Here is a 26368-nt window from a genome sequence, read left to right on the forward strand (position 1 = left end):
AGCAATTGAGCCAGGCGGCGTTACTCTTTTGCCGCTTTCCGTTGACGAGCCTTCTTCGCCACATTGATTTGGGTGATTTCACTTTCTACCCAACCGTCCTGCAATCGGGTGGTCAGCTTATCACCAGCCTGCACCTGCTTAGTGGTTTTCAGCACTACCCCAGCCGGAGTCTGCGTGACACTGTAGCCACGGGCCAAGGTTGCTAATGGGCTGACGGCCTCTAACTGCGAGCAGGCGATACCAAAACGCTGCCGATAACCATTAAGCTGGCGCTCTAATGCCTGGCGCAAACGGTATTCCTGCTGCTGTACTTGTTGGCTGTAACGGTGAATTTGCCCTTGCGGTTGCACTTGCGCGAGGCGCTGCTGGAGCCGTTCGGTGCGCCGGCTTAACCAGCGGATTTGGTTTTGCGCGCTCTCTTCCAGACGGCGTTGCAGCTTTAATAACAGGGTCTGCTGACGTGCCAGTCGCAAATGTGGGTGTTGTTGCTGTAAACGGTGTTCAAGGCGGGTGAATTGCTGGCCGCGCTGCGCCAGATAATAATCCATCGCCATTTCCATCCGCTGCTGCTGCCCTTGAATTTGCCTGACCAGCTCAATCTGGTTACGGCTCACTAATTCTGCGGCAGCAGACGGTGTTGGCGCCCGCAAGTCAGCAACAAAATCAGCAATAGTGATGTCGGTTTCATGGCCGACTGCACTGACTATTGGGATGTGGCTATTGAAAATAGCGCGGGCAACCCGTTCGTCGTTAAAACTCCACAGGTCTTCCAGCGACCCGCCGCCGCGCCCGACGATTAATATATCGCACTCGGCACGTAGGTTAGCTAACTGAATGGCACGGACTATCTGCAATGGAGCATCAACGCCTTGCACTGCTGTTGGGTAAATAATTACTGGCAATGATGGGTCACGGCGTTGCAAAACCTGTAGAACATCATGCAGCGCCGCACCACTGGCAGAGGTGATGACGCCAACTTGCCTGGCAGGACTTGGCAACGGTTGTTTATGATGCTGATCAAATAGCCCTTCTGCCGCCAGTTGTTGCTTGAGTTGATCAAACTGTTGTTGCAGCAATCCGTCACCGGCAGGCTGCATGCTTTCCGCAATTAACTGATAATCGCCACGCGGCTCGTACAGGGTAATCGATGCCCTAACCAACACTTGTTGACCATTTTGTGGGCGAAACGTAGTACGGCGGTTAGTGTTGCGAAACATCGCGCAACGCACCTGCGCTTGGGCGTCTTTTAGGGTGAAATACCAGTGACCGGATGACGGTTGGGAGAAATTGGATATCTCGGCCGTGAGCCAAATCTGGCCCATTTCCATTTCCAGCAGTTGTCGCACCGTCTGATTAAGACGGCTAACAGTAAAAATTGTTGATGCGGAAGATTGTGACATGTGACCTGGATCAAATTTTAAAACAAGCACTTAATTGATCGATATTACCTACCTCAGACCGGTTGGCAAGAAAAATTATGAGAAAGTGCTGGAGGCAACCGATTACGCTCTGTATAATGCCACGGCAATATTTTATCTTTTCACATCCACCTTGGTGAGATATTGCCCATGCTACGTATCAAGAAAGAAGCTCTGACATTTGACGACGTTCTCCTGGTTCCAGCCCACTCCACAGTTTTGCCTAATACGGCCGAACTTGGCACTCAACTGACCGCAACTATCCGCCTAAATATCCCTATGCTGTCCGCAGCCATGGATACCGTTACCGAAGCTCGTCTGGCCATTGCGCTGGCACAAGAGGGCGGTTTAGGTTTCATTCACAAAAATATGTCCATTGAGCGCCAGGCTGAAGAAGTCAGCCGCGTGAAAAAACACGAAAGTGGCGTTGTTACCGAGCCGCAGACTGTTACCCCAACCACCACCCTGCGCCAAGTGAAAGAATTGACTGCCCGTAACGGTTTTGCAGGTTACCCGGTGGTAACCGAAGATTATGAGCTGGTTGGCATTATCACTGGCCGTGATGTGCGTTTTGTGACTGACTTAGACCAACCCGTGACGGCGGTGATGACACCGAAAGAGCGTCTGGTTACCGTTAAGGAAGGCGAAGCTCGTGAAATTGTCTTGCAAAAAATGCATGAAAAACGTGTCGAGAAAGCATTGGTTGTTGATGATAGCTTCCATCTGCGCGGCATGATTACTGTAAAAGACTTCCAGAAGGCAGAGCGCAAGCCTAACGCCTGTAAGGACGAGCATGGCCGTCTGCGTGTTGGGGCTGCTGTGGGTGCCGGTGCTGGCAATGAAGAGCGTATCGACGCGCTGGTCACCGCGGGTGTTGATGTTTTACTGATTGACTCATCCCATGGTCACTCTGAAGGTGTTCTGCAACGAATCCGTGAAACCCGTGCCAAATATCCTAACCTGCAAATAGTTGGCGGTAACGTTGCGACGGGCGCGGGTGCAAAAGCCTTGGCTGATGCCGGTGTAAGTGCCGTAAAAGTAGGGATTGGTCCAGGTTCAATCTGCACCACCCGTATTGTGACTGGTGTAGGTGTGCCACAGATCACGGCGATTGCTGATGCAGTCGAAGCACTGGAAGGTACCGGTATTCCGGTGATTGCCGATGGCGGTATCCGTTTCTCTGGCGATATTTCTAAAGCCATTGCCGCGGGTGCTTCCTGTGTCATGGTGGGGTCTATGCTGGCAGGGACTGAAGAGTCTCCGGGCGAAATCGAACTCTATCAGGGCCGTTCATTCAAATCTTACCGTGGTATGGGCTCACTGGGCGCGATGTCCAAAGGCTCTTCTGACCGTTACTTCCAAACTGACAATGCTGCCGATAAACTGGTACCGGAAGGTATTGAAGGTCGTGTCGCATACAAAGGTTTGTTGAAAGAGATTGTACATCAGCAAATGGGGGGCTTGCGCTCCTGCATGGGGCTTACCGGTTGTGCCACTATCAATGAATTGCGTACCAAAGCTGAGTTTGTGCGCATCAGTGGTGCAGGGATTCAAGAAAGCCATGTGCATGATGTGACTATCACTAAAGAATCCCCTAACTATCGCATGGGCTAATTCCAGGGGCTTAAACCGGCGAATTTGGTCATCGTTCGCGGCTCGCATTGCTCATTGACTTAGTGTCAACTGCGTATGCTGTGCTGCGGGCGGTAACTAACTTTTTGGCTTCGCCGACTGGAATGATTCATAAATAATTATGGTAACTATTTAATTTTATTATTTCTCTGTGGAATACGCCGCACATGACAAAAAATATCCATAAGCATCGCATCCTTATTCTTGATTTCGGCTCGCAATACACCCAACTGGTGGCGCGACGCGTTCGTGAAATCGGTGTCTATTGTGAACTATGGGCGTGGGACGTAACCGAAGCTCAGATCCGCGAATTTAATCCAAGCGGCATCATTCTTTCTGGCGGTCCTGAAAGCACTACTGAGCACGACAGCCCACGCGCGCCTGATTACGTGTTCACTGCGGGTGTCCCGGTATTAGGTGTGTGCTACGGCATGCAGACTATGGCGATGCAACTGGGGGGCAAAGTTGAAGGTTCAAATCAGCGCGAGTTCGGTTATGCGCAGGTGGAAATCAAAACTGACAGCGCACTGATCCGCGATATCAAAGATGCTATCAATCCAGCCAACGAAGCAATATTGGATGTATGGATGAGCCATGGTGACAAAGTCACTGCCATCCCTGCTGATTTTGTGACGGTTGCCAGCACCGATACCTGCCCGTTTGCCATTATGGCCAACGAAGAGAAGCGTTTTTATGGCGTGCAGTTCCATCCAGAAGTCACACATACCAAACAAGGCCAACGCCTGTTAGAGCGCTTTGTGTTGGATATCTGCGGCTGCGAAGCCTTATGGACCCCGGCCACCATTATCGAAGACGCCATTGTTCGTCTGCGTGAGCAAATTGGTGAAGACCATGTGATTCTTGGCCTGTCCGGTGGTGTTGACTCCTCTGTGACGGCAATGCTGCTGCATCGCGCTATTGGTGACCGCCTGACTTGTGTGTTTGTCGATAACGGGCTGCTACGGTTGAATGAAGCCGACCAAGTGCTGGAAATGTTCGGTGATAAATTCGGCCTGAATATTGTTCATGTTGCCGCCGAAAATCGTTTCCTTGCAGCGCTGGCTGGTGTCGATGAACCTGAAGCGAAGCGTAAAATCATTGGTCGCGTGTTTGTCGAACTGTTTGATGAAGAAGCGTGTAAGCAAGATCAAGTGAAGTGGTTGGCACAAGGCACCATCTACCCTGATGTGATTGAATCAGCAGCGTCTGCTACTGGTAAAGCACACGTAATTAAATCTCACCACAATGTGGGCGGTTTGCCGAAAGAGATGAAACTGGGGCTGGTTGAGCCACTGAAAGAGCTGTTTAAAGATGAAGTACGCAAAATTGGTCTGGAATTAGGTCTGCCGTACGACATGCTATATCGCCATCCATTCCCAGGTCCAGGTTTGGGTGTACGTGTTCTGGGCGAAGTAAAAAAAGAGTATTGTGACTTGCTGCGCCGCGCTGATGCCATCTTTATCGAAGAGCTGCATAAAGCTGATCTGTACAATAAAGTGAGCCAAGCCTTTACCGTATTCCTGCCAGTGCGTTCTGTTGGTGTGATGGGCGATGGGCGTAAATACGATTGGGTGGTTTCACTGCGCGCAGTAGAAACCATCGATTTTATGACCGCACATTGGGCGCATCTTCCATACGACTTCTTGGGCCGCGTTTCAAACCGCATTATCAATGAAGTGAATGGTATTTCCCGTGTAGTTTACGATATCAGTGGCAAGCCACCAGCTACCATTGAGTGGGAATAAATACTATCACTCGTCGATAAGATAGTGTTCTGACATTAATTAAGCCTCCGAACTTTCGGGGGCTTTTTATTTTGGCTGCGATGAAATAAAAATTTATATTTTACCTTCACGGATAAATAAAAAATGAACGATGCTTTTGTGAGTATCGCTTTTAGGTAAGATTACTATATGTGAATATAAAAATTGTAACGCTTACCTTCCCATTTGATGTGAAAGATTATATTTGGTTTCTTTATGATTAACAGGTGAAATATGAATGCTAAAATTAGTATTTTGATTGTTCCTTGGATCTTTATATCAATATCCACAATAGCAGAGCATAATAATGAAGATAATGTCTGTTTTTATTCAAAAGATAATTACTCTGAAAAGGAGGACGGCACAAAATTTTGCGTGCCTTATTATACCGAGGATGAATGGCTATTTAGCCAATGGAATAATAATATTGCATCAATAAAAATTCCGCTAAATTTACGGGTTGAGGTTTTTAGTGATTATTCATTTTTGGGGAAGTCTGCTTCGCTTTATAAAAACACCAATGCGGCTGAGTTGGCTCAGTATGGATTAACAGCAGATATCAGTTCTTATCGTGTATTACCAAAGAGTTTATATCCTGAGAATAAGAGGGTGACATTCAATTACCATTCAGACATTTTAGCTGAAAAATATTTCAGCTATGATTATTATGTTAACAATGGTCATAGCATCTTTTTAACCAAGCAAAGTCAGCCTATTGGTGCTGATGGACAAAGTTCTTACTTCTTTTATAGTCATGCAGGGCAGATAATGACGGCCTTTATCGGGCAAGGGTTTGATCGCAACCTTTACTGTTTGTCACCGGTGGTTCGGCGTAGTTCCCAGCTTGATGCTGATGTGGCATTTACCTATTGTGATTTTAATAATTCTGGCCAGTATTGGTTCCCTCAGGTGGTAGAAAATGAAATAAGATTAGTCAATCAAGGGACGGGTACCGCGTTATCATTAGATCAAATCGGTTTCTATGTGAGCTTACATACTAGCCCGATTAATATTCTACATGGCAGGGAACAACATTCTCAGCAGGGGACCGTGAATAAATACACTCTATGGTTTGATGCGTCTACTATTGAAACGTGGCAGGAAAAGGCAGTAAGACCCTTTTTACAATATAAGGAAACGCTTGAATCAAGGGGTGTAAATGACCAACGTGAGGTAATAACCCATCGTTTGGACCAACCAGATGATACCTATATTTATTTGGGGAGTAAAAAAGGTAGGAATCATATTTATTATAATGCAGAAACTCAATTACTGATGGCTTATAATAAATTAAGTGAGGGTAAAGCGTTAATAGAGTCCTCGTGCCTTTCATTATTGAATGATGGCACTGACCAACCTTCGGCGATTAGCTTTACCTACCATCGCAGTAACTACAGTGATAATAGTTTAGAGTACCGTTGTGATAATGGAGTAGCTTATAATATATACAGCAAAAAATGGTACTTTATGGCTGACTGGGAATATCATTATCTGGTTAATGGATATAAAAATAAACTTTTGCATTTTTATATGAATGAAAAAACATCATATATTAACTTCAAAGGTGTGCTGACGGGGCCAAAATTAGGTGAATATATAGGTGCTGTAGTGAATTTTAATGAGCGAACCCCTCATGATGCTGTATTCATTAATAATCCGGCCTTAGGCTATGTGCTTGATGTAGAAAAGGCTATTTGTGCATTGCACGGATTTACCGATGATCAAGGCACACATTGTGGTGATCTAAGTGCCACATGGTCTGTAACAGATGCTGATACTTGGGATGTTAGCCTCAGTCGCGACTATATGCCCTGGCTGCTGGCGCAAATTTCTCACAAGTTGCATACAAGTGAATGGACTGCTGCGTTGGATGCTTACCTGCAAAAAGTTGAAACACTGGAAACCTTCTTTGAGACAAATAAAGAGCATCCGGTCGATGATGCAATATGGCAACAAACCAAAACACTGCTGGTGGAGTTTTTACGTACCTATAACTCAACCGAATATCAGCAAGTTTGGCATCAAGTGGCATATGTCCTTAATCGTATTGAAGTAATGATTGAGGTGAAGGCATGATCCGGCTCTATAGTTACAAAATGTGATATGAATCACGTTTTGCTTTACCCCTTCACTGATGAGGTATAATCTTGACGAATCTTTACAACTCAACTAAATATTTAACATCCGCATCTCATAACTTACATCGTCAATAAGACGAGAAGTCCATTCATTATTAGTCAAGATTGCCACTGCCGCTGTGTAAAACGCAGGGTAGTTTAGCTCGCAGTAGCCCGCATCTGTTAGCACATGCCGATTAGCAGCATGTTCCTAAATACAACGGATGAATACTGCGTGCGTGCTGTTTTGTGGAGAAAAAACATGTCGGTAAATCTCTCTCCGATACCTCAGGTGCGGGGTATTTCACGCCGCCGTCTGCTGGGATATATCGGCGTCGGGCTAGTCAGTAGCCTGATGAGTCCCCTTTCACTAGATGCTTTCGCGGCATCGACCCAAACCTCGCCGCAGAATTTAGAAAGATTCATGTTGGTATCACGCGCATTGACCGGTAAGCGCCAGCTTAATGCGCAGATTGGTCAACGAATCTATCAGGTTCTGCTCGGGAAAATAGGCGGTTTTGACCAAAAACTCTCCTTGTTACAACCGTTGCCTTCGGGTGAACCTCAGCAATGGCTACCCCTGCAACAACAAATCGCCCGGCAAATATTGCAAGGCTGGTATATCGGCGTGATCGGTGAGGGAACCGATGCGGCGGTAATCAGCTATGAGAATGCGTTGATGTTCGATGCGGTATCCGATGTGTTGGTTATTCGCTCTTATTGCCCGAATAAACCCGGATACTGGGCTGTAAAGCCTGATGTCGCCTTATAATTTTGGAGAATACATTTATGGCTGACACACTAAAGGCGGATATCGTCGTTATTGGCTCGGGTGTTGCAGGAGGGCTGGTTGCCCATCAACTGGCCATGGCTGGCAAGTCAGTACTGGTTTTAGAGGCAGGTCCGCGCCTCTCTCGCTGGGAAATTGTAGAAAACTTCCGTAATCAGCCGGATAAATCAGACAACATGGCGCCATATCCTTCCACCGCGTATGCGCCTCATCCTGAATCTAACCCAAATAATAACTATCTGATTCAAAAGGGTGAACATCCGTATGATGTGCAATATATCCGCGCAGTGGGTGGCACAACCTGGCACTGGGCGGCTTCTGCGTGGCGCTTTTTGCCTAACGATTTCAAACTGAAAACCGTGTATGGCGTCGGGCGAGATTGGCCAATTGAGTATGCCGTGTTGGAAAAGTGGTATCTGCGCGCTGAACAGGAATTAGGTGTTTGGGGGCCAAGTGATGAAGATCTAGGATCACCCCGCAGTGAACCCTATCCGATGGCACCATTGCCATTATCGTGGAATGAACAGCGCATCAAGACGGTGTTAAATAGCCATGTTTTTAACGGTGGCAGCTTTAACGGCGGAAGTTTCAATGTGGTCACTGAACCGGTCGCCCGTAACAGTCGACCTTATGATGGCCGGCCAACCTGTTGTGGTAATAACAACTGCATGCCTATTTGCCCGATTGGCGCCATGTATAACGGTATCACTCATGTCGAAAAAGCCGAGCAGGCGGGGGCAGTCGTGCGCCCCAAAGCTGTGGTTTATAAGTTAGAAGTTAATGATAAACAACAGATTACTGCGGCACTGTTTAAAGATGAACAAGGCAATGAGCATCGGGCTGAGGGTAAATACTTCGTACTGGCCGCTAATGGGATTGAAATTCCGAAACTGATGCTGATGTCCACCGATGAGAAAAATCCACGGGGAGTGGGTAATAGTTCCGATATGGTGGGGCGCAATCTAATGGATCACCCCGGAACCGGGGTGACTTTTATGGCCAGTGAACCCTTGTGGCCAGGGCGTGGGCCGCAGGAAATGACGTCGATGATCGGCTTCCGTGATGGTGCATTTCGTGCTGATTTTGCAGCGAAAAAAATTCATTTATCCAATTTGTCACGTACCGATCAAGTCACGATTGAATTACTCAAACAGGGGGATTTGCAACTCGGGCCACAGCTTGAGGCCAAAATCCGTGACAGGGCCGCGCGTTTTGTACAATTCGACAGCTTCCACGAGATTTTGCCTCATGTCGAAAATCGCATTATCCCCAGCGCTAGCGAGAAAGACGCCATCGGCATTGCGAAACCCGAGTTTTACTATGCAATGGATGATTATGTGCGAAAAAGTGCGGTACACACTCAGCAGGTCTATGCCGAGGCGGCAAAGTTGATGGGGGGAACCGAGGTTAAATTCAACAATAACTTCGCCAATAACAATCATATTACGGGTACCACCATTATGGGCAGTGACCCGAAAGACTCGGTAGTGGACAGCGATTGTCGCACCCATGACCATAAAAACCTGTTTATCGCCAGTAGTAGTGTGATGCCAACTGTCGGTTCAGTTAATTGTACTTTGACGATTGCCGCACTCTCGCTGCGTATCGCTGAAACATTAAAGGCCGAGGTGTAAGATGAGAAAACAAACCTTGGGCTGTTCAGTGAATCTCCTGCTTATCGCATTAGGTTTAGCCGTAACTGGGTATGCCAGTGCTGATGCTGACCTAATTGCACGTGGTGAGTACCTGACTAAGGCCGCTGACTGTGTGGCCTGCCATACCACCAAAGACGGTAAGCCTTTTGCCGGTGGACTTGCCTTCAAGATGCCGATGGGCACGCTATATTCGCCCAACATCACGCCCGATAAAGAGACCGGAATTGGCAATTGGACGGATGAAGAGTTCTTGCGCGCATTACATGAAGGGAAAGGGAAAAATGGTGAGAATCTCTACCCAGCATTCCCTTACACCTCATATACCTTGTTGACGGATGCTGACGTCAAAGCCATTAAAGCCTATCTGTTTAGTCTGCCAGCAGTGCATCAAGCTAACCGCGAAAATGACATGCCTTTCCCATTCAACCAGCGTTGGGGATTGTGGTTCTGGAATTTGGTCAATTTCGAGGGGGAGCGCTTTCAGCCGGACAACACTAAAGATGCACAATGGAATCAGGGTGCTTACTTTGTTGAAGCATTGGGGCACTGCGCTGAGTGCCATACCCCGCGTAATATCACCATGGGGATGAAAGAGAGCAAAGCCTATGGGGGGGCAGAGATTAATGGTTGGACGGCGTTTAATATTACCTCTGATCCACATGCCGGTATTGGCGGCTGGAGTCAGCAGCAGGTGGTGCAATATCTGCGCACCGGCCATGTTGACGGTAAAGCACAAGCTGCCGGGCCGATGGCTGAAGTTATTGAGAACAGTACTCGCCACCTGAGCGAGAGTGATCTCAATGCCATGGCGGTGTATCTGCGTACCCTGGAGCCATTAAATCCAGATGACGAAACCAGGAGTCGTTCGGATTGGGGGCAAGCGGCGAGTAGTGTTAATTCCCTACGCGGTATACCTTTCACGGCAGATAACAACACTGACGGCGCGCGCCTGTATTTGGGGAACTGTGCCAGTTGCCACAGTTTCACCGGTGAGGGCGTGAAAGACGGTTATTACCCTTCATTGATGAAAAACTCGGTGGTCGGGGCATCCGAGCCCAATAACCTAATTAATGTGATTCTCCACGGTGTGTCACGCAAAACCAATGACGGTGAAGTCTTTATGCCCGGATTTGCTAACACCTTAACCGATGAGCAGGTTGTTAGTTTGAGTCATTATCTGCTACAGCAATTCGGACAACCGGCACTGAATATAAAAGCCGATGATGTGAAGGCGCTGCGCGGGGAATAGAAAATAAGCACAAGGAAACCCAGTTCCCTTGTGCTTATTTCTGATTTATCTGTGAGGGGAAAATAACCCATATAACGATGCAGCGATGTTTGATAGTAAGTTAGATATTAAATTTTATTTTTTAACTAATATTATCAATATTGTTCTTATTTAACCTTCTCATTATGCCAATGCATTAATGTATATTCGCCATCATTACTGATGCCGGTGGCAATAGCTACCCACCCCTGTTTTTGATAAAACGCCAGCGCCTGCTGGTTTTTTGCCAGACATTTGAGTGAGCCGTGGCTGGTAAATAGCTGTTGTGCTGCCTGCAATAAGGCTTTTCCCGTACCGGACTGTTGTAGTTCAGGGGCAATAAACAGATGATGCAGGAAACTCTCTTCCATAAAAATTGAGGCAAAACCTAAGTGTTGATCGCCATCAACGGCGACCAGCACAGTTTCACCAATGGTTGAGCGATCAAAATCTTCCAGCCTAAAGTGTTCAACGTCCAGCCAGGTAAAGGCTGCTTTACGTGATGCCAGATACAAGGTGCGCAGGAATGGCCGGTCACTTTCCTGATACTGACGAATCTTGATACTCATCCTATGGTTATACCTCCAAAACAGGGTGCTTTCGCGAAATTGATCATTGGTTGAGCCAATACATGATTGATCTTCTACCACCTGCCCATGATAATAACAATTCTGACTCGGGGTGCCTGCCACAAACAGTGGCATGGCTGAGATATTACCCGTATTACCTGATCTGGATTATGCCAGCGTAGGGAAGTCTCGGCACCTTAGGGTTCCGCCTTCTTGACCGCCGGTTAGGAGGAATATGTTCGTTCAACCTGCCGTTTTCTCTTTAGCTATTCTCGCTGTTGCTGCTATTCGATCTCCCATTGATATGAGTGTGGAGAGATATTCATGAAGCGAATTAATGCACTCACGATTGCCGGAACTGACCCTAGCGGTGGGGCCGGTATTCAGGCTGATTTGAAAACTTTCTCTGCTTTGCAAGCTTACGGCACCAGTGTGATCACCGCCTTGGTGGCACAAAATACCTGTGGTGTGCAGTCAGTTTATCCCATCGAACCGGCGTTTGTTGCAGCTCAACTCGATTCTGTTCTCAGTGATGTGCGCATCGATAGCGCGAAAATCGGTATGTTGGCTAATGCTGACATTGTCGAGATTGTTGCCACACAACTGCAACGTTATCCCATCCCATTTGTGGTGCTAGATACCGTTATGGTCGCCAAAAGCGGTGATCCATTATTGGCACCAGAGGCCGTAGACGCAGTACGTCAACTGCTGTTACCGCGAGTGGCTTTGATTACCCCGAATCTGCCAGAAGCAGCCGCGCTACTCAATTGCCAGCCTGCGCGCGATGAGCAACAAATGTGTGAACAGGGGCGAGCACTGTTGGCTCTGGGTTGTCAGGGAGTATTGATGAAAGGAGGGCATTTGAGCGGTGAAGATAGCCCCGATTGGCTGTTTACGGCACAAGGCGAACAGCGTTTTGTTACCCGCAGAGTAAATACTCGCCATACCCACGGCACCGGCTGCACCTTATCGGCCGCATTGGCGGCCTTACGGCCACGGCTCCACGATTGGGCAGATACAGTGAATGCCGCCAAACACTATCTGCAAGGTGCATTAGAACAAGCCGATACCCTTGAAGTCGGACAGGGGGTCGGGCCGGTGCATCATTTTCACCGGTGGTGGTAATCCCCTTCGTCCTTGAAGTCGCCGGGGTGTTAGCTGCGCTCACCCCCCCGAATCACTGACTTGAGTCAGCTCATCGGGATGTGTTCACTTGCCGCCTACCTGCAACTCCAATGACTTTGGGGATCCTTCGTCCCTGAAGTCGCCGGGGTGTTAGCTGCGCTCACCCCCCCGAATCACTGACTTGAGTCAGCTCATCGGGATGTGTTCACTTGCCGCCTACCTGTAGCTCCAATGACTTTGGGGATCCTTCGTCCTTGAAGTCGCTGGGGTGTTAGCTGCGCTCACCCCCCGAATCACTGACTTGAGTCAGCTTATCGGGATGTGTTCACTTGCCGCCTACCTGTAGCTCCAATGACGAAGTGCATGCCTTATTTATTGAAATGGCAGAGATTTTTATGCCAATAAATAGCGCTGAGTCATCGCAAACATCGCGATAGCACGTTGCAAGTGATGGGCATCAAAACGGTTAAGCAGATAGCTGTCCGCGCCTTTGCGTGGGCGGATACACAGTGAGAGTTTTGGCTCGCCTGTTTCATCGTTAATCAGATCAAATTGATAACTGCCGATATCTTTTTCATCTTCACGCCAGGAGATTTGTACCGCAGGTAATGGGTTGCCTGCGCTAGGTTGGCGAACGGCAAAAAAGTACTCTCCGGCCCAGAACCCGGCGTAATCCCCATCAGCCTGTAGATGTTTGGTGCGAAAAATAGGCGCATCGACTAACTGACGGATAGTCTCGGGCGTTATCTGTTGTCGGGTTTGTTGCCACAGCGGGGTGTCATTTTCAAGTTGCCAGCAGGCTGCACCAAGATAATCATTCAATTCGCGCCAATCGGCATCGAGTTGCTGTAGCAACTCTTCATCGAGGATATTACGGTACTGCTGCATACCGCTGGGTTGTTCGCCCAATGTTTCGTAGGTGATTAACTCCATGGTGCGGGGTTTACGGCGAAAGCTCATCCACAACACGGCCTTCGGAATGCGAAATTCAATGGATTGAATGCTCAGACGATAGCGATCGCCTTTATTCACCACAAAACCATTGGCTGTACCGCGCTTATTTTGGTAATTACGTACCACCACCACGCTATTTAGCCCCATCCAGCCAGTGACATAATGCTCGCTGTCGGAATTGGCAACATCCAGATCGATAACCATCTGGATAATTTTATCCGTTTCAAGCTTAGCCAGCGGGTGGGCATCCCCGGCAGAGTAATACAGCTTCTCGGGTTCTTCGGGTAACTCAACGGTTAACATGGCATGGCCTTTTATCGGGTGGGCTCGGCTGATAGCTATCTGGTTCATAGCTTAACTCAAGCTGTCATACAGATTGTGATATAACTGGAATTAGGATGAAAATTCGTGCTATGGATCAACTTTTTCGCCGGTTGATGGTCATAGACAGGCAAGCTAATACCACGCCCGCTAAGCCGTTGCACAGAGCCTGGCTCACTGTCCGGCGAGTAGATTAATCAGATAATAAGGATTTCGATAATGAAAGGTAACAAAACCCGCCATTGTCTTGTGGCTGCGGTGATGCTCAGTGTCAGCGCCTGGGCTTTCGCGCAGCCAGCCACCACAACTGTCACAGCCACGTCAGTTGCCCAGACTTCTCCTGTCAAAAGCCGCCCGACCACGGCGGATCTGCTGCAACAGCCGGTGTATAAAAATAGCTGGCAAAAAATGGTGAAAAGCCAAAAGAATCTCCCCGCCTGGGCACGCAAAGGGGTGGGGACGTCAGCACCTTATGAGGTGATAAATTGGCAAGGGCAGCAATATAAGGTGGGGCGAATTTGTAAACCTCATGATTGCAGTAATAACTTTATGTGGGTGGCGTTTAGTCAGGATAAAAAACAAGTATGGCAGGCATGGGGAATGCGTATTTCCGTGGCAGACAAGCCACAAGCACTTGATAAACCGAGTGAGTTCGCGACCTATCAATGGCTCGGTCGTCCCAATGACAGTATCCAGGCCATGCTCAAAAAGCAGTTACAGCAAGATCCTAATTGGCACTGATTGCAGGCAGGCCGCTAATAAGTAAATTTATCTAGATTAATTGATTATATTGATGAAGATGTCACTGGCGGATTTGAATGCTGGTTGCAGCGGCCTCGCAGCAGCGAGGCCTGAATCGTGAATGCAACCAACACAGCTACAACTTGAACGATGACAGGGATATCAACCAACGCCAGCTTGATGCAGGTCGTGCAGATTAATGGCTCCGACCAGTTTTCCATCCAGATTCACCACCGGTGCGGCACTGAGATGGTGCTGATGCAGTGCCTCCAGCGCTTCTCCTGCGCGCCATTGCTCAGGTAATCGGTAGCCTGGCCGTGTGATGGCATTTTCTAAGGGTTGCTGTAAGGTGCCACCTTTTACCAGCCAGCGGCGTAAATCACCGTCAGTGAATACCCCCACAACCCGTTGCTCCGGATCACATACAGCCACCAGCCCTAGTCCTGTACGGCTCAGTTCTAACATGGCTTCCATTACGCTGTCGGATTCATTCACCATCGGCAGGCGATCACCGGTTCTCATTAAGTGATGGACTCGATTAAGTAGCCTTGCGCCCAAGCTGCCGCCAGGATGTGAGCGGGCAAAATCTTCTGCACCGAAACCGCGATGGCGCATTAATGCCATTGCCAGAGCGTCCCCCATCATCAGGGTATTAACCGCGCTGGAGGTAGGAGCCAATCCCATCGGGCAAGCTTCGTGTTCGACACTGATATCCAATACACAGGCTGCACCCAGCGCCAGCGGGGACTCTTTGCCGCCAGTGATGGCAATCACGGGGATCTGGCTATCCGCCAACAAGGGCAGAATCAGGTCCAGTTCTTTGGCGCGCCCTGAGTAGGAGATAAAAATCACCACATCCTGAGGGCCAATCATGCCCAAATCGCCGTGCAATGCTTCCGCCGGATGTACAAAGAAGGAGGGGGTGCCAGTGCTGGCCAGTGATGCGGCAATCTTTTTACCAATATGGCCAGATTTGCCAATCCCTGAAACTACAGCCTTACCGGTGCAGGCTAATAATAACTCACAGGCGCGGATAAAATTATCATCTAAACGTGACAGCAGCTTATGCGCTTCTGTCAGTTCAATTTCCAGTGTTTCACGGGCATAGGTAATCAATGGATTAGTCATTTTTATCAACCAGAATGATGTTAATGCCCATGTCCTGTAGCGCTTGCAAATATTCTGGGCTAATACCTTTATCTGTAATCAGGATATCAACGGCACTTAACGGGCACACTACATTTGGGCTTTTACGGCCAAATTTGGAGGAATCGACCAGCAAAATAATGCGGCTAGCGGCACGGCACATCGCCGTACTAACATGATAAACTTCGTTAAACGTGGTGACACCTGCTTTCAGATCGACACCATCTGCACCGATAAACAGTTGATCGAAACTAAAATTATCAAATGCAGATTCTGCCAGACTACCATGAAAAGAGGCTGAACCTTTACGGTAAGTGCCACCCGGCATCAAGATAGTTTGATCGTTATCCAGCTCAACCAGTTCATTGACGATATGCAGGCTGTTGGTCATCACCGTGATATTGTTGAACTTTGTCAGGTGGGGAACCATTTGCAACACGGTACTACCGGCATCAAAAACCAGGCTATCACCGTCTTTAATCAGTTTGCTGGCAGCTTGAGCAATTTGCTTTTTCTTATCGGTATTAATGTGAGTTTTACGGTCAATGGGTTGTTCTATATCATCACGATTTAATACAACCCCACCGTAGGTACGGATAACCGCCCCTTCATTTTCAAGACTGGTTAAATCCTTACGAATTGTGGTACCGGTGGTTGAAAAATGTGCGGCGAGTTGATCGACGGCCGTCTTTCCGTGTTGTTGGAGATATTCCAGTATTGCAACCTGTCGCTGCTTTGGCTTCATAACGATCCCCGCTCAAGTATTTCCATTGCCTCTTTTTCAGGCATAACTTTCACATGAAAAAGAATAGCTTTCATTGTGAAAATATCATGATTTCGGTTTAATCGCTAATAATAGTGCAGTTTGACATGCTTTATCCGTAGGGAAGATCACATCCGGGATTAAATCCTGCTGATGTAAGCCATGAAGCTGAGGTAATGGGCGTGGGCGGGCGAAAACGCTAATGCCACGCATGATCATGCTGTCACTGACCCGCATATTCTCATCGAAAGCCAGCGCCATTACCACGCGGGGCTTAAAGCGCCCACCAGATCGGCCAACACCAACTGATTTACTGTGCTGACACAGGCGATCAAAAGCACGGTTAAACCGATTGATTTGCCACCAGCCAAGCATGATTTGCAGCACCCAGGCGATGATAACAATAGTGATCAGTGCTGATGTTGGAGACATATTTTTATCCTTCTTACTTGACGTTGCAGCAGTGTTAGCTGCGTTCGTTGCTTGGCCCATCCTTGGGCCTCGCCTCTGTGAGACCGCTAGAAACAGTCCCCTTCGCTTGCTGGGATGACAAACTGTTTTTTCAGACAACATCAAACTTAAAACATCACCTGACCACCGGTAATATTAATTGATTGTCCGGTGCAATAGGCGGCTTTATCGCTAGCGTAGAACAACAGCATGTTAAGCACATCCTGATAATCACAACCCCGTTTTAGTGGCACTTTATCGGTGTAGTATTTTTCAACTTCTTCCGGTTGAATACCCAACTTTGCAGCGTACTGCGGTAAAAGAGATTGGAACATCGGTGATTTCAACAGATTGCCTAACATCAAGGAATGCACAGTGATACCGTAGTCAGCCAAGTCCAGAGCCAATGATTGGGTCAAACCAACGCCACCAAACTTGGCAGCACTGTAACCCGAGTTGTGTTTACTGCCCACTTTACCTGATTTGGAGTTGATCTGGATAATTCGCCCGGCAACGCCATCACGGATCATCAGGCGAGAGAATTCACGAGCACATAAGAAGTAACCGACCAGATTGACCTGTAGTGAGCGGTCAAAATCATCCAGTGGGAAATCAGTAATCGGTGCGGCCTTGGCAATGCCTGCGCTGTAAACGAGCAGGTTAGTTTGATGGAAACTTTGATCTACTGCTTTTGCCAGCATCTGCACGCTGCTTTCATTGGTGGCATCAACCTGAAAACCACGGGCGCTATCTGCGCCGTATTCGGCATTAATCTGATCAGCGACTAACTGTGCGTTATCTGAATTTAAATCAGCAACTGCAACTTTATACCCTGCTTCGGCAAGACCATGACACAAGAATGCGCCCAATGTTTGTCCACCGCCAATAACTACTGCTACTTGTGACATAACTACCTCCAAAATTATCCTTAGTACTTGAAGCTGCAGCGGTGTTAGTCGAACTCACTCACCCGAATCACTGACGAGTGTCAGCTCATCGGGATTCGTTCGTCTACTTCCTTTGCAATTCCAATTACTTCGGCTAATACCCTTAGTACTTGAAGCTGTCACAGGGTTAACTGCGATGCTAATGACATCGGGTATAAATGAATAAATTAACGAATAAATTTCAGTGAGCTACCGATAGGAATATCATCGGGTGTTGGCCCTATTACATGGATAGAACCGGGGAACTCAGGTTGCTTATCACCATTAAAACGAATGGTGACATGACCCAATTCACGCAGGTTCTGAGTTGCCACCTCGCCAACTGCGGTGATGACATAGCGCAGATCAGCCAGTTCCATAATGTTGCCAGCCTGTAGCTCTCCATCGGTGTCGCTGTGCTGATGGATAAAACAGAACTCTTCAATATCTTTGGGTGCCCCTTCGCGGAAGGTGATAAGCATGTCATCAAGCAGCGCCTCGCGGGCGCTGTCGCCGATATTGGTAATAGTTGTCTGATAAATAGTATTCATACGTACATCCTTAACCGTTGAATGTATTACAGATAATTTTGTATTTAGTGCTTACTGATAGATAAAGGCTGATGCTGCCCAGGCAATCAATACTGTTGGCGCTCCGGTAAGGAAACGGCCAACCAGAACCGAAGGGACACCGACACGAACGGTATCTTGTTTCGCTTCGGCCAGAGACAGACCTACTGGGATAAAGTCACATGCTGCTTGGGCATTAATTGCAAATAACGCTGGCAGGGCTAATTGCGGTGGAATATTCCCCAAACCAATTTGTACCCCAACCAATACGCCGATAACTTGTGCGATAACGGCCCCTGGGCCTAAGAACGGTGACAACAGCGGGAAGGAGCAGATCAGTGCCAAGAGCACTAAGCCTATCGGGCTGCTGGCCAGCGGTGTTAAGCCGTGAGCGATAAAGTCGCCCAAACCGGATGCCATAATGATGCCGATTAACGCCGAAACGAAGGCCATAAACGGTAGGATAGTTTTCAGTACGGTATCGATGGTGTCGCGGCCTGACTGGAAGAATACCGCCACAACAGACCCCATCCCCATCCCGACTTTCGCCAGTAACCCGTCACTTTGTTCGGTAATTTTCTTGCTGGTATCGTAATCACGGCCAGCTTTGCTTGCGGTTGCGGTTGCGGTTGCGGTTGCCGGTTCTGCTGGTGCAGCCGTTGCGGTGGCGTGATCGGTTCCACTGACTTTATGGATATTTTTTTCACGCACACCGGAAACATAAATATCTTCCAGTATGTATTGCGCCATCGGCCCGGATTGACCGGTTGAATGGATATTAACGGTTGGAATACGGCGTTTCGGATACAGGCCACAGCGCAGGGTGCCACCACAGTCAATAATCGCCACGGCGATCTCTTCGGCTGGTGGTTCACCTTCTTTGAACCCATCCACCGCTTCCCAGCCAGTCAGTTCACTGATACGGTCAATAATGGCCGGGCGGGTACCCGCGGTGATATAGACAATTTTCTTACCCGGTACGATTGGCAACACTAATGGGCCACCCCAGCCGCCTTCGCCTTTTTCAATCCTGATGAATTCACTCATGCTCTGCTCCACACAGTATGTATTTAATTTACATATTAAAGTTGTACGTTACGGTCCAGACGGATGCCCATTTTGCGTTCAAAGATGGAGGTCGTCAGATCGGTAACCCAGCCACGGAAGAAGTTGGTGAACAACCCAACCAGGAAGTAGCTAACAGCCAGCGGGCCGAGGGGTAAGCCCAGTGTGGTTAAACCACTGGCAATACCTAAGAACACGAACAACTCACCTGGGTTAATGTGTGGGAACAAACCATTCATTGAGTGGCAACTGTAAGAGGCGGCCGCGTAATAACTTGGTTTATATTTTTCTGGCATAAAACGCCCGAGACTTAAGGTCATCGGGTTACAAAATACAAAGGTACCGATCAGCGGCAGCAACAGGTAACGGGAAACAGGGTTACCGGCACAGCGTTGAGCCAATCGTTCAATCCTATCCTGACCAACAAACTTGATCAGTGCATTCATGATTACTAACAAACTGATTAATAAAGGTAAGATCCCGGTGACCATGCCAACAAAAACTTCGCCCCCTTTTTGGAAGAGTCCGATAAACCACTCGGCTCCATGGGTTATGAGTTCAATCATTTTTTTCTCCTGTAATCGAGGTTATGGCTGTTTTTATAAACTTTTGTTTTGAAAAGAAACTTCAGGAACCGCGTGATAAAGCGGTATTCAAAATACTGAGGTTCCAGAATGGACTTCAGCATCTTGTCTGTCGCCATGTGAACTACCATAATCATTTTTTAGATCTATTTATTGCATATGGATCACACTTTGAAAGTAAAACCTTTCAAAGTGAAAATTAAATGTAAAAGAAAAGAGGTTTGAAATGAAAGGTTTTTGCGTAAGAAAATGCGTTAACTCGAGCTAAAGCCAGGTCAACGTTGAGTTAGGCAGAGCGATAAGGGTAATAAAATCTAGAAGAATCATGGGCTAACCGAAGATAGCCCACAGATTGATATTTAGCCCAGCAGTTCACAATTTGGCGGCAGACGGCAGCCAATCGCATTGGGGATTATTTCGATACGGAAATGCTTGCCTGCCAGTGGTTCGCCATCCAGATTAAAAGTGATGTCATGGGGGGCTGTGATTTCCAGCCAAGGCAAGGTAGCCTCCACTACATTTTTATTTTTCTCACCACTGAACACGCTGGTCAGTAGGGCAGGAAGTAATTCTTCTGCGGTCAGCAACCGCAATTGCAGCAAGCCATCATTAATCAGTGCATCGGGGCAGAGAGGCTGTCCACCACCGGCTTGCCGACCGTTGCCGATACCTATTACCAGTGCATCACCCGCCCATTCGAAATCCGGCCCATGTATTTCACAACTGTCTGCTTTAATCGCATCCATGCGCATCAGGCCATGAATAAAGTATGAAGCCCCACCCAGTACGGCTTTGAGTTTTTCCGGTGTCTCAGTGGTAATGCGAGTGCCAAAGCCACCGGTCGCCATATTGATAAAGTAGTGCTCGCTATTTACTCGCGCGATATCAATGGTGACCGCCCGGCCTTTGACTGCCAATTGAAATGCATTTTCTATGTGCAGGGGAATGTTACAACTGGTGGCAAAATCGTTGGCTGTACCTAAGGGCACAATACCTAAATTGGGGCGATTGTAGGAGGGCAGGGCCATCAGCGCACTGGCGACTTCATTAATAGTGCCATCTCCCCCGCCTGCAATTACCGTATCGACCCCCAGACCGGCAGCTTCGCCAACATAACGCTTCGCATCCCCGTGTTCCCAAGTGACTCGAACATGAAGCATAATGCCTTCATCACGCAAGTTCTTGACGGCATTGCGAACTTCAAGATTACCCGATTCCTTACCGTTCAAGATGAGAAGGGTACGTGGCATTGAGGTCATAACGTGCTCCAATCGTTTCTGCGATAGGAGTAACAGTAACCCATAGCTGTTTAATTTACCTATCCCCTTCTTACTTGAACTTGCAGCGGGGTTAGCGGCATTCAAATCTGCTCCTGACAGATTTGTCACCCGAATCACCTGACTGCGTAAGCTCATCAGGATTAGTGAGGGGCTAGCATAAATGCAGCTCGAATCACTTGCTGGTAGTGGGTTTGGCTTCTTTAGCTATATGAGATTATTCCGACAATATTGCAAATATCAATTATCTTTAAGTTTAATAAAAAGAGGTTTTATTTTTGTTGGGATATTTATTTAACGGAGATAATTATTATTTGATGGTGAGGTTATTCATAAAACAGGCTTTCTTATTATTAGTTAATAGCTTAACAAGAATCATTAATAATAAAATTTAGGAAAAATTAATAGTAATCAGATGGATAGGGCCATAAAAAAGAAAAGGCCAGCCCAAGGGAGATTGGGCTAGCCAAGGAGGTGGTTCCTAGTCTTGCTGTAAAACTTTTTTAGTTCTTGATTGTACTCGAGCTATGCTACCCCAGCGTAATTATAATTGATGTGATCCATTTCTAATATTTGCTAAAAATGCCATCTTGGCGATGGCATTATTTTTTTATCGCTTTACGTTACGCTTTTTCATGGGGATTTCGGCTATTTGTCCCATTTAGATTACGTACCAGTAAGCCATATTCCACGTTAATGTCCGCGGGGATGGGCAAATACATGATATGACCATTACCCGGTGCAATATCTGCCGGCTGACCTTTTTTATCTTGCATGCTGTCGAGAATAAACTGGATATTGCCGTTTGGCGTCATCAGCTCAACACTATCACCAACCGAGAATTTGTTTTTGACCACCACTTCAGCCAAGCCGTCACGACGCACTCCGGTAAACTCACCGACAAATTGCTGGCGTTCAGAAACTGAATAGCCGTAATCGTAAGTTTGTTGCTCTTCATGCACATGACGGCGCAGGAAGCCTTCGGTATAACCCCGGTGAGCCAAGCCTTCCAGTGTGGTCAACAAGGTTGGATCAAAAGGTTTACCCGCAACGGCATCATCGATAGCACGGCGGTAAACCTGTGCGGTACGCGCGCAATAGTAGAAGGATTTAGTCCGACCCTCAATTTTCAGTGAATGCACACCTAATTGCGTCAGGCGTTCCACATGTTGAATAGCGCGTAGGTCTTTTGAGTTCATGATGTAAGTGCCGTGCTCATCTTCGGTGGCGGTCATGTACTCACCAGGGCGCTGTGCTTCCTCAATCATAAACACTTTATCGGTTGGTGCACCGATACCCAGTGTTGGCTCGATATTCTTTACCGCAATCGGTTGGTGAATATGCACGATGTTGCCGATTTCATCTTCTTTGCCTTCCTGAACATTATATTCCCAGCGGCAGGCATTGGTGCAGGTTCCCTGGTTCGGGTCGCGTTTATTGATATAACCAGATAGTAGGCAACGGCCGGAATAGGCCATGCACAGTGCGCCGTGGACAAAAATCTCCAGTTCCATATCAGGGACTTGTGCGCGTATTTCTGCAATTTCTTCCAGTGATAACTCGCGGGAGAGAATAACGCGGGTCAACCCCATCTGTTGCCAAAATTTGACGGTAGCCCAGTTGACGGCGTTAGCTTGTACTGACAGATGAATATCCATCTGCGGGAATGCCTCACGTACCATCATGATCAAGCCGGGATCCGACATAATCAGTGCATCCGGCCCCATATCGATCACCGGTTTTAAATCACGCAGAAAGGTTTTCAGTTTGGAGTTGTGGGGGGCAATATTTACGACCACATAGAAGCGCTTACCGAGGACATGCGCTTCCTGAATACCTAATGCCAGGTTCTCGTGATTAAATTCATTATTACGCACCCGTAGGCTATAACGTGGTTGGCCGGCGTAAACCGCATCTGCCCCATAAGCAAAGGCATAACGCATGTTTTTAAGGGTACCGGCAGGCGATAATAATTCCGTGGTAAAAGGAATAGATGAAGACATATAAGTGGCTCTCAGTCTGAGTTCAAGTCAGAACCACGCCCGAAGGGGTGGTTAAAAGCCGGGGATTGTAACCTTGCCAATCAGGAAAATCAGCCATCGCACAATTTTTGTAGGGTTTAAATGATCTGGATCAGTTTAAGCGGATTTTAATGTCTTGGAGCATAAAGGAAAAATTCGTTAATTGAGCGATTTTTTGCTCATTTTTTGACTAAATGATTTTCTTTGAGTAATATTTTGCACATAAATACTGATTTATTCTTTATATGAGCAGTTTTTTGCTCAAGAGGTGTTTGTGGCTAAACTAACGATACAGATCTTCAATCACGGCCTTTGGCATGATGCTGCTGAACTGACTTTTACAGAGCCGGCTCGTGGAAGGCAAGGCGCGGCAGTGCTAGGCTATGACGGCGATTATGCTATTGAGCGGATGTATCGTGATGATGAATTCAGTTGTAGCATAAATTTACCGGTTGAATTAGCTCACACCTATTCGTCTAAGCATTGGTTTGCTTTTATTGACGATATAATGCCCGCAGGCGCAAGCCGCCGCTATTGGGTTAACCAACTTGGTCTGCAATCAATGTCAGCGAGCGAGCAGGATTATATTTTGCTGAAAACGGGCACTATCGCCCCTGTTGGCAATATGCGAATAAAAGATGCAATACCTGAGTTACATCCTGATAGCCAGTTAAACCATATCCGCTTTACATTGCAGGACGTAGTTGAGCGTGACTCATCTTTTTTGGAATATGCGCAGCAAAGAGGGGCCTCGGCAGGGGGGGCGACAGGGGCCGGTGGCGAAGCGCCGAAGCTACTATTATGTTGTTCAGATAATGATGAAATCTGGATTGATACTTTCCAGGATGGCATCAGTAACCAAGATACTCATTATTTAATTAAATTCCCAAGAGGGAAGCGTAGCACTATTGATTGCGATATTTTACGTGCTGAGTATCACTTTTATCAGGAACTGGCAAGCATTGGTATCGATACGATAAAGACTGAAAAGATGAGGCTGATAGAGGGAGATAATTATCCTTCTTTATGGTTACCTCGCTTTGATATTGATTCAATTGAGAATAAGCGAGTTCAATATGGTCTGGAGTCACTTTATTCAGTTATGGATGTTGCTTCGGGTAGCTATTTAAATCATTTTGAGGTAATCCGAACTTTAGTAAAAAAACTGACTTCTCAGTATCAAGTTAATGAATTAGGTCGGCCTTTAAATGTTGAAGCTCTCGTTATTGAAATGATTAAGCGAGATTTATTAAACGTCGCTTTTGGTAATTCTGACAATCATGGCCGCAATACTGCATTAATTAAACGGCCTGAGGGGATCTGGCTCTCGCCTATCTATGATTTTGCCCCGATGAAAGCAGATCCTGAAGGTATTCCCAGAGTGACTCAATGGGGGTCGCCTTATGAAGAGGGAGGGAATTTCGACTGGAAGGGTATTATTACTGAGTTATCTGATCTTGCTGACCCTGACAGTGTCTTTTTGGCATTCCAGCAAGTGGCTGAAAATCTAATAGGTTTGAAGGTTCGTCTTAAAATGCGAGGAGTACCGGACAGCATTCTTAATATGCCGGGAATGGCTTTTGATTATTTGGATGAAAAATTACAACGCTGGGCACATTTATGAAAGTGAAACTTTCACCGCAAGAGCGTGAGAACTTGTTACTGATGTTACTAAGCCAGCTATTTAGTGAACAGATATCTACAGGGGAATTACTGCGCAAACTTAGAAAAGAGATGCTAACCATGTCTCAGGACGAGTTTTCATCTTTGGTTAATATCAGCCGACGTACTCTGTCTGATATTGAAACTGATAAAGGGGGCCAGACGTTATCTGTGCTTGGGCGTGTTTTTCGGCCTTTTGGTTTGAAAATAGGTTTATTGCCACGTAACCAGCAAGTATTGAAAAAAATGCTGGCGAAAGAGTTTGCAGCGGTAACCGAAGATCAGGAGCGTTTGAAATGAGATGCGCGGTCACTCGCCCCGCGCGGGTACCTTTAAGCAACGAATGTAGGTAAAATAGCACTATCAGATAAATAAAAATTACAGCGTCAGATCTTTAATTATGGTGGTCGGGCCATTTTTTATTACGGAGGCAATGCCTTTTTTGGCAGCAGCGTCAGAACTGTAGGATTCACTGACGCCAATAACCTGATGGTTTTTCGCTTTCAAAACGAAATAAGGTTCATTTTTGACGTTGTGCTTCAGCTCATATTGGCTTTCCAGTGGCGAGTTACTCTGCACTGATGATATGCCGTTTTCAGCCGAAGCCTTACTGGCGTACATCTCACTGGAGAGAATAGTTTCGCCATTGCTGGCTTTTAGATTGAAATAGTGCTGCCCATTCTTTGCCTTATTAAGCTCATAGTGACCCATGGTCATAGTGGTTCTCCTGTTGGTTGTGATACCTCTAATGAGTGTAGTCAACGTTGACCGGATGTCAGGTCAATGCGCTATGCACCACCAACATAACGCACCTTTGGCAAAGACGGCATTACAGTAAACGACAGATCTCTGCTTCCCAGCGATACCCCATACCGTACACTGCACGGATAAATGGCTTCTTGCCATCGAGTGATTCCAGCTTGCGCCGGAGATTTTTGATATGGCTATCGATAGTGCGATCCGTCACTACGCGGTAATCGTCATACAGATTATTCAGCAGTTGCTCACGGCTAAACACATGGCCTGGTTGAGTTGCCAGTATTTTCAGCAGACGAAATTCTGCCGGGGTCAATTCCAACTGATGGCCCAGATAACTGGCCTGAAAGCGGGATTCATCAATCAGCAGTGGCACAGTATCACTTGGCTGCTGCGGTAGCGGTCGGCAGCGGCGCAGAATGGTTTTGACCCGCGCCACCACTTCCCGCGGGCTATAGGGTTTGCAGATATAGTCGTCAGCACCGATCTCCAGCCCCAGTAATCGATCAATCTCTTCGGTTTTTGCCGTCACCATCATAATCGGCACATCAGAGAAACGGCGAATTTCTCGGCAAATGGTAATGCCATCGCTACCGGGTAACATTAAATCCAGCAAAATAATGGCCGGTGGCGACTGACGGACTGCCGCCACTACCTCGTCACCCCTGGTGAGCCATTGGGTCTGATAACCCGCAGCCTGTAGGTAATCGACCAATAACTGGCCGAGCTTCGGTTCATCTTCAACAATCAATACGGAGCCAGATTGGCTGGCAGACTGAAGCGGCTCGTGCATTACA

The 26368-nt window shown here is 47.3% G+C and carries 24 protein-coding genes and 1 riboswitch; of the genes, 10 read left to right on the forward strand and 14 right to left on the reverse strand.

All coding sequences use genetic code 11. From position 1 onward, the window contains the following. Window positions 1-20: 20 nt before the first annotated feature. Window positions 21-1400 carry an exodeoxyribonuclease VII large subunit gene (xseA, locus tag V1955_RS05265; RefSeq protein WP_372569463.1) on the reverse strand — a complete coding sequence of 460 codons (1380 nt, stop codon included), beginning with the start codon at window positions 1398-1400 and terminating at the stop codon, window positions 21-23. Window positions 1401-1568: 168 nt separating this feature from the next. Here xseA and guaB point away from each other — a divergent pair, with 168 nt between their 5' ends. From guaB to V1955_RS05295, 6 genes are all read left to right on the forward strand, one after another. Next, the gene (gene guaB, locus V1955_RS05270) at window positions 1569-3032 is read left to right on the forward strand and encodes an IMP dehydrogenase (RefSeq protein WP_083163216.1); all 1464 of its coding nucleotides are present in this window, start codon (window positions 1569-1571) and stop codon (window positions 3030-3032) included. 185 nt (window positions 3033-3217) lie between these two features. Next, complete coding sequence (gene guaA / locus V1955_RS05275) at window positions 3218-4795, forward strand: glutamine-hydrolyzing GMP synthase (RefSeq protein WP_083163218.1); 1578 nt, start codon at window positions 3218-3220, stop codon at window positions 4793-4795. Between the two features lie 252 nt (window positions 4796-5047). After that, complete coding sequence (locus tag V1955_RS05280; protein ID WP_442820604.1) at window positions 5048-6889, forward strand: hypothetical protein; 1842 nt, start codon at window positions 5048-5050, stop codon at window positions 6887-6889. Window positions 6890-7192: 303 nt separating this feature from the next. After that, window positions 7193-7702 (forward strand): sugar dehydrogenase complex small subunit, encoded by a 510-nt coding sequence (locus V1955_RS05285; protein WP_193784798.1) that lies wholly within the window; start codon window positions 7193-7195, stop codon window positions 7700-7702. A gap of 17 nt (window positions 7703-7719) precedes the next feature. Then, window positions 7720-9354 carry a GMC family oxidoreductase gene (locus tag V1955_RS05290; RefSeq protein WP_083163222.1) on the forward strand — a complete coding sequence of 545 codons (1635 nt, stop codon included), beginning with the start codon at window positions 7720-7722 and terminating at the stop codon, window positions 9352-9354. Between the two features lies 1 nt (window position 9355). Beyond that, window positions 9356-10624: a c-type cytochrome gene (locus tag V1955_RS05295; protein ID WP_442820605.1), complete on the forward strand. Its 1269-nt coding sequence runs from the start codon at window positions 9356-9358 to the stop codon at window positions 10622-10624. 146 nt (window positions 10625-10770) lie between these two features. On the opposite strand, the gene V1955_RS05300 is transcribed toward V1955_RS05295, so the two are convergent. Next, window positions 10771-11211, reverse strand: coding sequence for a GNAT family N-acetyltransferase (locus tag V1955_RS05300; RefSeq protein WP_083163224.1), 441 nt, complete (start codon window positions 11209-11211; stop codon window positions 10771-10773). Window positions 11212-11309: 98 nt separating this feature from the next. Continuing rightward, a riboswitch (TPP riboswitch) is annotated at window positions 11310-11413 on the forward strand. 122 nt (window positions 11414-11535) lie between these two features. On the opposite strand from V1955_RS05300, the gene thiD reads away from it, so the two are divergent. After that, window positions 11536-12336: a bifunctional hydroxymethylpyrimidine kinase/phosphomethylpyrimidine kinase gene (gene thiD / locus V1955_RS05305; RefSeq protein ID WP_083163226.1), complete on the forward strand. Its 801-nt coding sequence runs from the start codon at window positions 11536-11538 to the stop codon at window positions 12334-12336. A 393-nt stretch (window positions 12337-12729) separates the two neighbouring features. Here the strand turns inward: thiD and V1955_RS05310 are convergent, their stop codons facing one another. After that, complete coding sequence (locus tag V1955_RS05310) at window positions 12730-13593, reverse strand: hypothetical protein (protein WP_193784874.1); 864 nt, start codon at window positions 13591-13593, stop codon at window positions 12730-12732. A 237-nt stretch (window positions 13594-13830) separates the two neighbouring features. Between V1955_RS05310 and V1955_RS05315 the strand changes: the two genes are divergently transcribed. After that, window positions 13831-14352 carry an inhibitor of vertebrate lysozyme family protein gene (locus V1955_RS05315; protein ID WP_420073620.1) on the forward strand — a complete coding sequence of 174 codons (522 nt, stop codon included), beginning with the start codon at window positions 13831-13833 and terminating at the stop codon, window positions 14350-14352. Window positions 14353-14514: 162 nt separating this feature from the next. On the opposite strand, the gene gutQ is transcribed toward V1955_RS05315, so the two are convergent. From gutQ to trhP, 9 genes are all read right to left on the reverse strand, one after another. After that, complete coding sequence (gene gutQ, locus V1955_RS05320) at window positions 14515-15480, reverse strand: arabinose-5-phosphate isomerase GutQ (RefSeq protein WP_083163230.1); 966 nt, start codon at window positions 15478-15480, stop codon at window positions 14515-14517. After that, window positions 15473-16243 carry a glucitol operon DNA-binding transcriptional repressor SrlR gene (gene srlR, locus V1955_RS05325; protein ID WP_083163232.1) on the reverse strand — a complete coding sequence of 257 codons (771 nt, stop codon included), beginning with the start codon at window positions 16241-16243 and terminating at the stop codon, window positions 15473-15475. Before srlR ends, gutQ begins: the two co-directional genes overlap by 8 nt. An 84-nt stretch (window positions 16244-16327) precedes the next feature. Beyond that, window positions 16328-16693 carry a transcriptional regulator GutM gene (gene gutM, locus V1955_RS05330; protein WP_083163234.1) on the reverse strand — a complete coding sequence of 122 codons (366 nt, stop codon included), beginning with the start codon at window positions 16691-16693 and terminating at the stop codon, window positions 16328-16330. A 146-nt stretch (window positions 16694-16839) separates the two neighbouring features. Further along, the gene (gene srlD, locus V1955_RS05335; protein WP_083163236.1) at window positions 16840-17619 is read right to left on the reverse strand and encodes a sorbitol-6-phosphate dehydrogenase; all 780 of its coding nucleotides are present in this window, start codon (window positions 17617-17619) and stop codon (window positions 16840-16842) included. A gap of 206 nt (window positions 17620-17825) precedes the next feature. Then, complete coding sequence (srlB, locus tag V1955_RS05340) at window positions 17826-18188, reverse strand: PTS glucitol/sorbitol transporter subunit IIA (protein WP_083163238.1); 363 nt, start codon at window positions 18186-18188, stop codon at window positions 17826-17828. 51 nt (window positions 18189-18239) lie between these two features. Then, the gene (srlE, locus tag V1955_RS05345) at window positions 18240-19253 is read right to left on the reverse strand and encodes a PTS glucitol/sorbitol transporter subunit IIB (protein ID WP_442820606.1); all 1014 of its coding nucleotides are present in this window, start codon (window positions 19251-19253) and stop codon (window positions 18240-18242) included. A 35-nt stretch (window positions 19254-19288) separates the two neighbouring features. Then, window positions 19289-19837, reverse strand: coding sequence for a PTS glucitol/sorbitol transporter subunit IIC (gene srlA / locus V1955_RS05350; protein WP_004877312.1), 549 nt, complete (start codon window positions 19835-19837; stop codon window positions 19289-19291). Between the two features lie 377 nt (window positions 19838-20214). Then, a complete protein-coding gene (gene yegS, locus V1955_RS05355) occupies window positions 20215-21105 on the reverse strand; it encodes a lipid kinase YegS (protein ID WP_083164140.1) in 891 nt (296 codons plus the stop codon). A gap of 650 nt (window positions 21106-21755) precedes the next feature. Next, entirely contained in the window at window positions 21756-23135 is a 1380-nt protein-coding gene (gene trhP / locus V1955_RS05360) for a prephenate-dependent tRNA uridine(34) hydroxylase TrhP (RefSeq protein WP_442820607.1), read from the reverse strand. Between the two features lie 292 nt (window positions 23136-23427). On the opposite strand from trhP, the gene V1955_RS05365 reads away from it, so the two are divergent. Continuing rightward, complete coding sequence (locus tag V1955_RS05365; protein ID WP_442820608.1) at window positions 23428-24777, forward strand: type II toxin-antitoxin system HipA family toxin; 1350 nt, start codon at window positions 23428-23430, stop codon at window positions 24775-24777. After that, the gene (locus V1955_RS05370; RefSeq protein WP_050084756.1) at window positions 24774-25115 is read left to right on the forward strand and encodes a helix-turn-helix transcriptional regulator; all 342 of its coding nucleotides are present in this window, start codon (window positions 24774-24776) and stop codon (window positions 25113-25115) included. The genes V1955_RS05365 and V1955_RS05370 overlap by 4 nt, the downstream gene beginning before the upstream one ends. 78 nt (window positions 25116-25193) lie before the next feature. On the opposite strand, the gene V1955_RS05375 is transcribed toward V1955_RS05370, so the two are convergent. Both V1955_RS05375 and baeR read right to left on the reverse strand, forming a co-directional pair. Further along, window positions 25194-25532 (reverse strand): YegP family protein, encoded by a 339-nt coding sequence (locus tag V1955_RS05375; RefSeq protein ID WP_083163248.1) that lies wholly within the window; start codon window positions 25530-25532, stop codon window positions 25194-25196. A gap of 112 nt (window positions 25533-25644) precedes the next feature. After that, window positions 25645-26364, reverse strand: coding sequence for a two-component system response regulator BaeR (baeR, locus tag V1955_RS05380; protein ID WP_083163251.1), 720 nt, complete (start codon window positions 26362-26364; stop codon window positions 25645-25647). Between the last annotated feature and the right edge of the window lie 4 nt (window positions 26365-26368).

Origin of the sequence: Yersinia sp. 2545 StPb PI (assembly GCF_052217125.1) — a bacterium.
GTDB classification, from domain to species: Bacteria; Pseudomonadota; Gammaproteobacteria; order Enterobacterales; family Enterobacteriaceae; genus Yersinia; species Yersinia enterocolitica_E.

What these genes read in the sequence shown, in the direction of transcription:
- xseA (WP_372569463.1), bottom strand. Translation starts at nt 1,400, where the DNA reads ATGTCACAATCTTCCGCATCAACAATTTTTACTGTTAGCCGTCTTAAT.
- guaB (WP_083163216.1), top strand. Translation starts at nt 1,569, where the DNA reads ATGCTACGTATCAAGAAAGAAGCTCTGACATTTGACGACGTTCTCCTG.
- guaA (WP_083163218.1), top strand. Translation starts at nt 3,218, where the DNA reads ATGACAAAAAATATCCATAAGCATCGCATCCTTATTCTTGATTTCGGC.
- V1955_RS05280 (WP_442820604.1), top strand. Translation starts at nt 5,048, where the DNA reads ATGAATGCTAAAATTAGTATTTTGATTGTTCCTTGGATCTTTATATCA.
- V1955_RS05285 (WP_193784798.1), top strand. Translation starts at nt 7,193, where the DNA reads ATGTCGGTAAATCTCTCTCCGATACCTCAGGTGCGGGGTATTTCACGC.
- V1955_RS05290 (WP_083163222.1), top strand. Translation starts at nt 7,720, where the DNA reads ATGGCTGACACACTAAAGGCGGATATCGTCGTTATTGGCTCGGGTGTT.
- V1955_RS05295 (WP_442820605.1), top strand. Translation starts at nt 9,356, where the DNA reads ATGAGAAAACAAACCTTGGGCTGTTCAGTGAATCTCCTGCTTATCGCA.
- V1955_RS05300 (WP_083163224.1), bottom strand. Translation starts at nt 11,211, where the DNA reads ATGAGTATCAAGATTCGTCAGTATCAGGAAAGTGACCGGCCATTCCTG.
- thiD (WP_083163226.1), top strand. Translation starts at nt 11,536, where the DNA reads ATGAAGCGAATTAATGCACTCACGATTGCCGGAACTGACCCTAGCGGT.
- V1955_RS05310 (WP_193784874.1), bottom strand. Translation starts at nt 13,593, where the DNA reads ATGTTAACCGTTGAGTTACCCGAAGAACCCGAGAAGCTGTATTACTCT.
- V1955_RS05315 (WP_420073620.1), top strand. Translation starts at nt 13,831, where the DNA reads ATGAAAGGTAACAAAACCCGCCATTGTCTTGTGGCTGCGGTGATGCTC.
- gutQ (WP_083163230.1), bottom strand. Translation starts at nt 15,480, where the DNA reads ATGACTAATCCATTGATTACCTATGCCCGTGAAACACTGGAAATTGAA.
- srlR (WP_083163232.1), bottom strand. Translation starts at nt 16,243, where the DNA reads ATGAAGCCAAAGCAGCGACAGGTTGCAATACTGGAATATCTCCAACAA.
- gutM (WP_083163234.1), bottom strand. Translation starts at nt 16,693, where the DNA reads ATGTCTCCAACATCAGCACTGATCACTATTGTTATCATCGCCTGGGTG.
- srlD (WP_083163236.1), bottom strand. Translation starts at nt 17,619, where the DNA reads ATGTCACAAGTAGCAGTAGTTATTGGCGGTGGACAAACATTGGGCGCA.
- srlB (WP_083163238.1), bottom strand. Translation starts at nt 18,188, where the DNA reads ATGAATACTATTTATCAGACAACTATTACCAATATCGGCGACAGCGCC.
- srlE (WP_442820606.1), bottom strand. Translation starts at nt 19,253, where the DNA reads ATGAGTGAATTCATCAGGATTGAAAAAGGCGAAGGCGGCTGGGGTGGC.
- srlA (WP_004877312.1), bottom strand. Translation starts at nt 19,837, where the DNA reads ATGATTGAACTCATAACCCATGGAGCCGAGTGGTTTATCGGACTCTTC.
- yegS (WP_083164140.1), bottom strand. Translation starts at nt 21,105, where the DNA reads ATGCCACGTACCCTTCTCATCTTGAACGGTAAGGAATCGGGTAATCTT.
- trhP (WP_442820607.1), bottom strand. Translation starts at nt 23,135, where the DNA reads ATGTCTTCATCTATTCCTTTTACCACGGAATTATTATCGCCTGCCGGT.
- V1955_RS05370 (WP_050084756.1), top strand. Translation starts at nt 24,774, where the DNA reads ATGAAAGTGAAACTTTCACCGCAAGAGCGTGAGAACTTGTTACTGATG.
- V1955_RS05375 (WP_083163248.1), bottom strand. Translation starts at nt 25,532, where the DNA reads ATGACCATGGGTCACTATGAGCTTAATAAGGCAAAGAATGGGCAGCAC.
- baeR (WP_083163251.1), bottom strand. Translation starts at nt 26,364, where the DNA reads ATGCACGAGCCGCTTCAGTCTGCCAGCCAATCTGGCTCCGTATTGATT.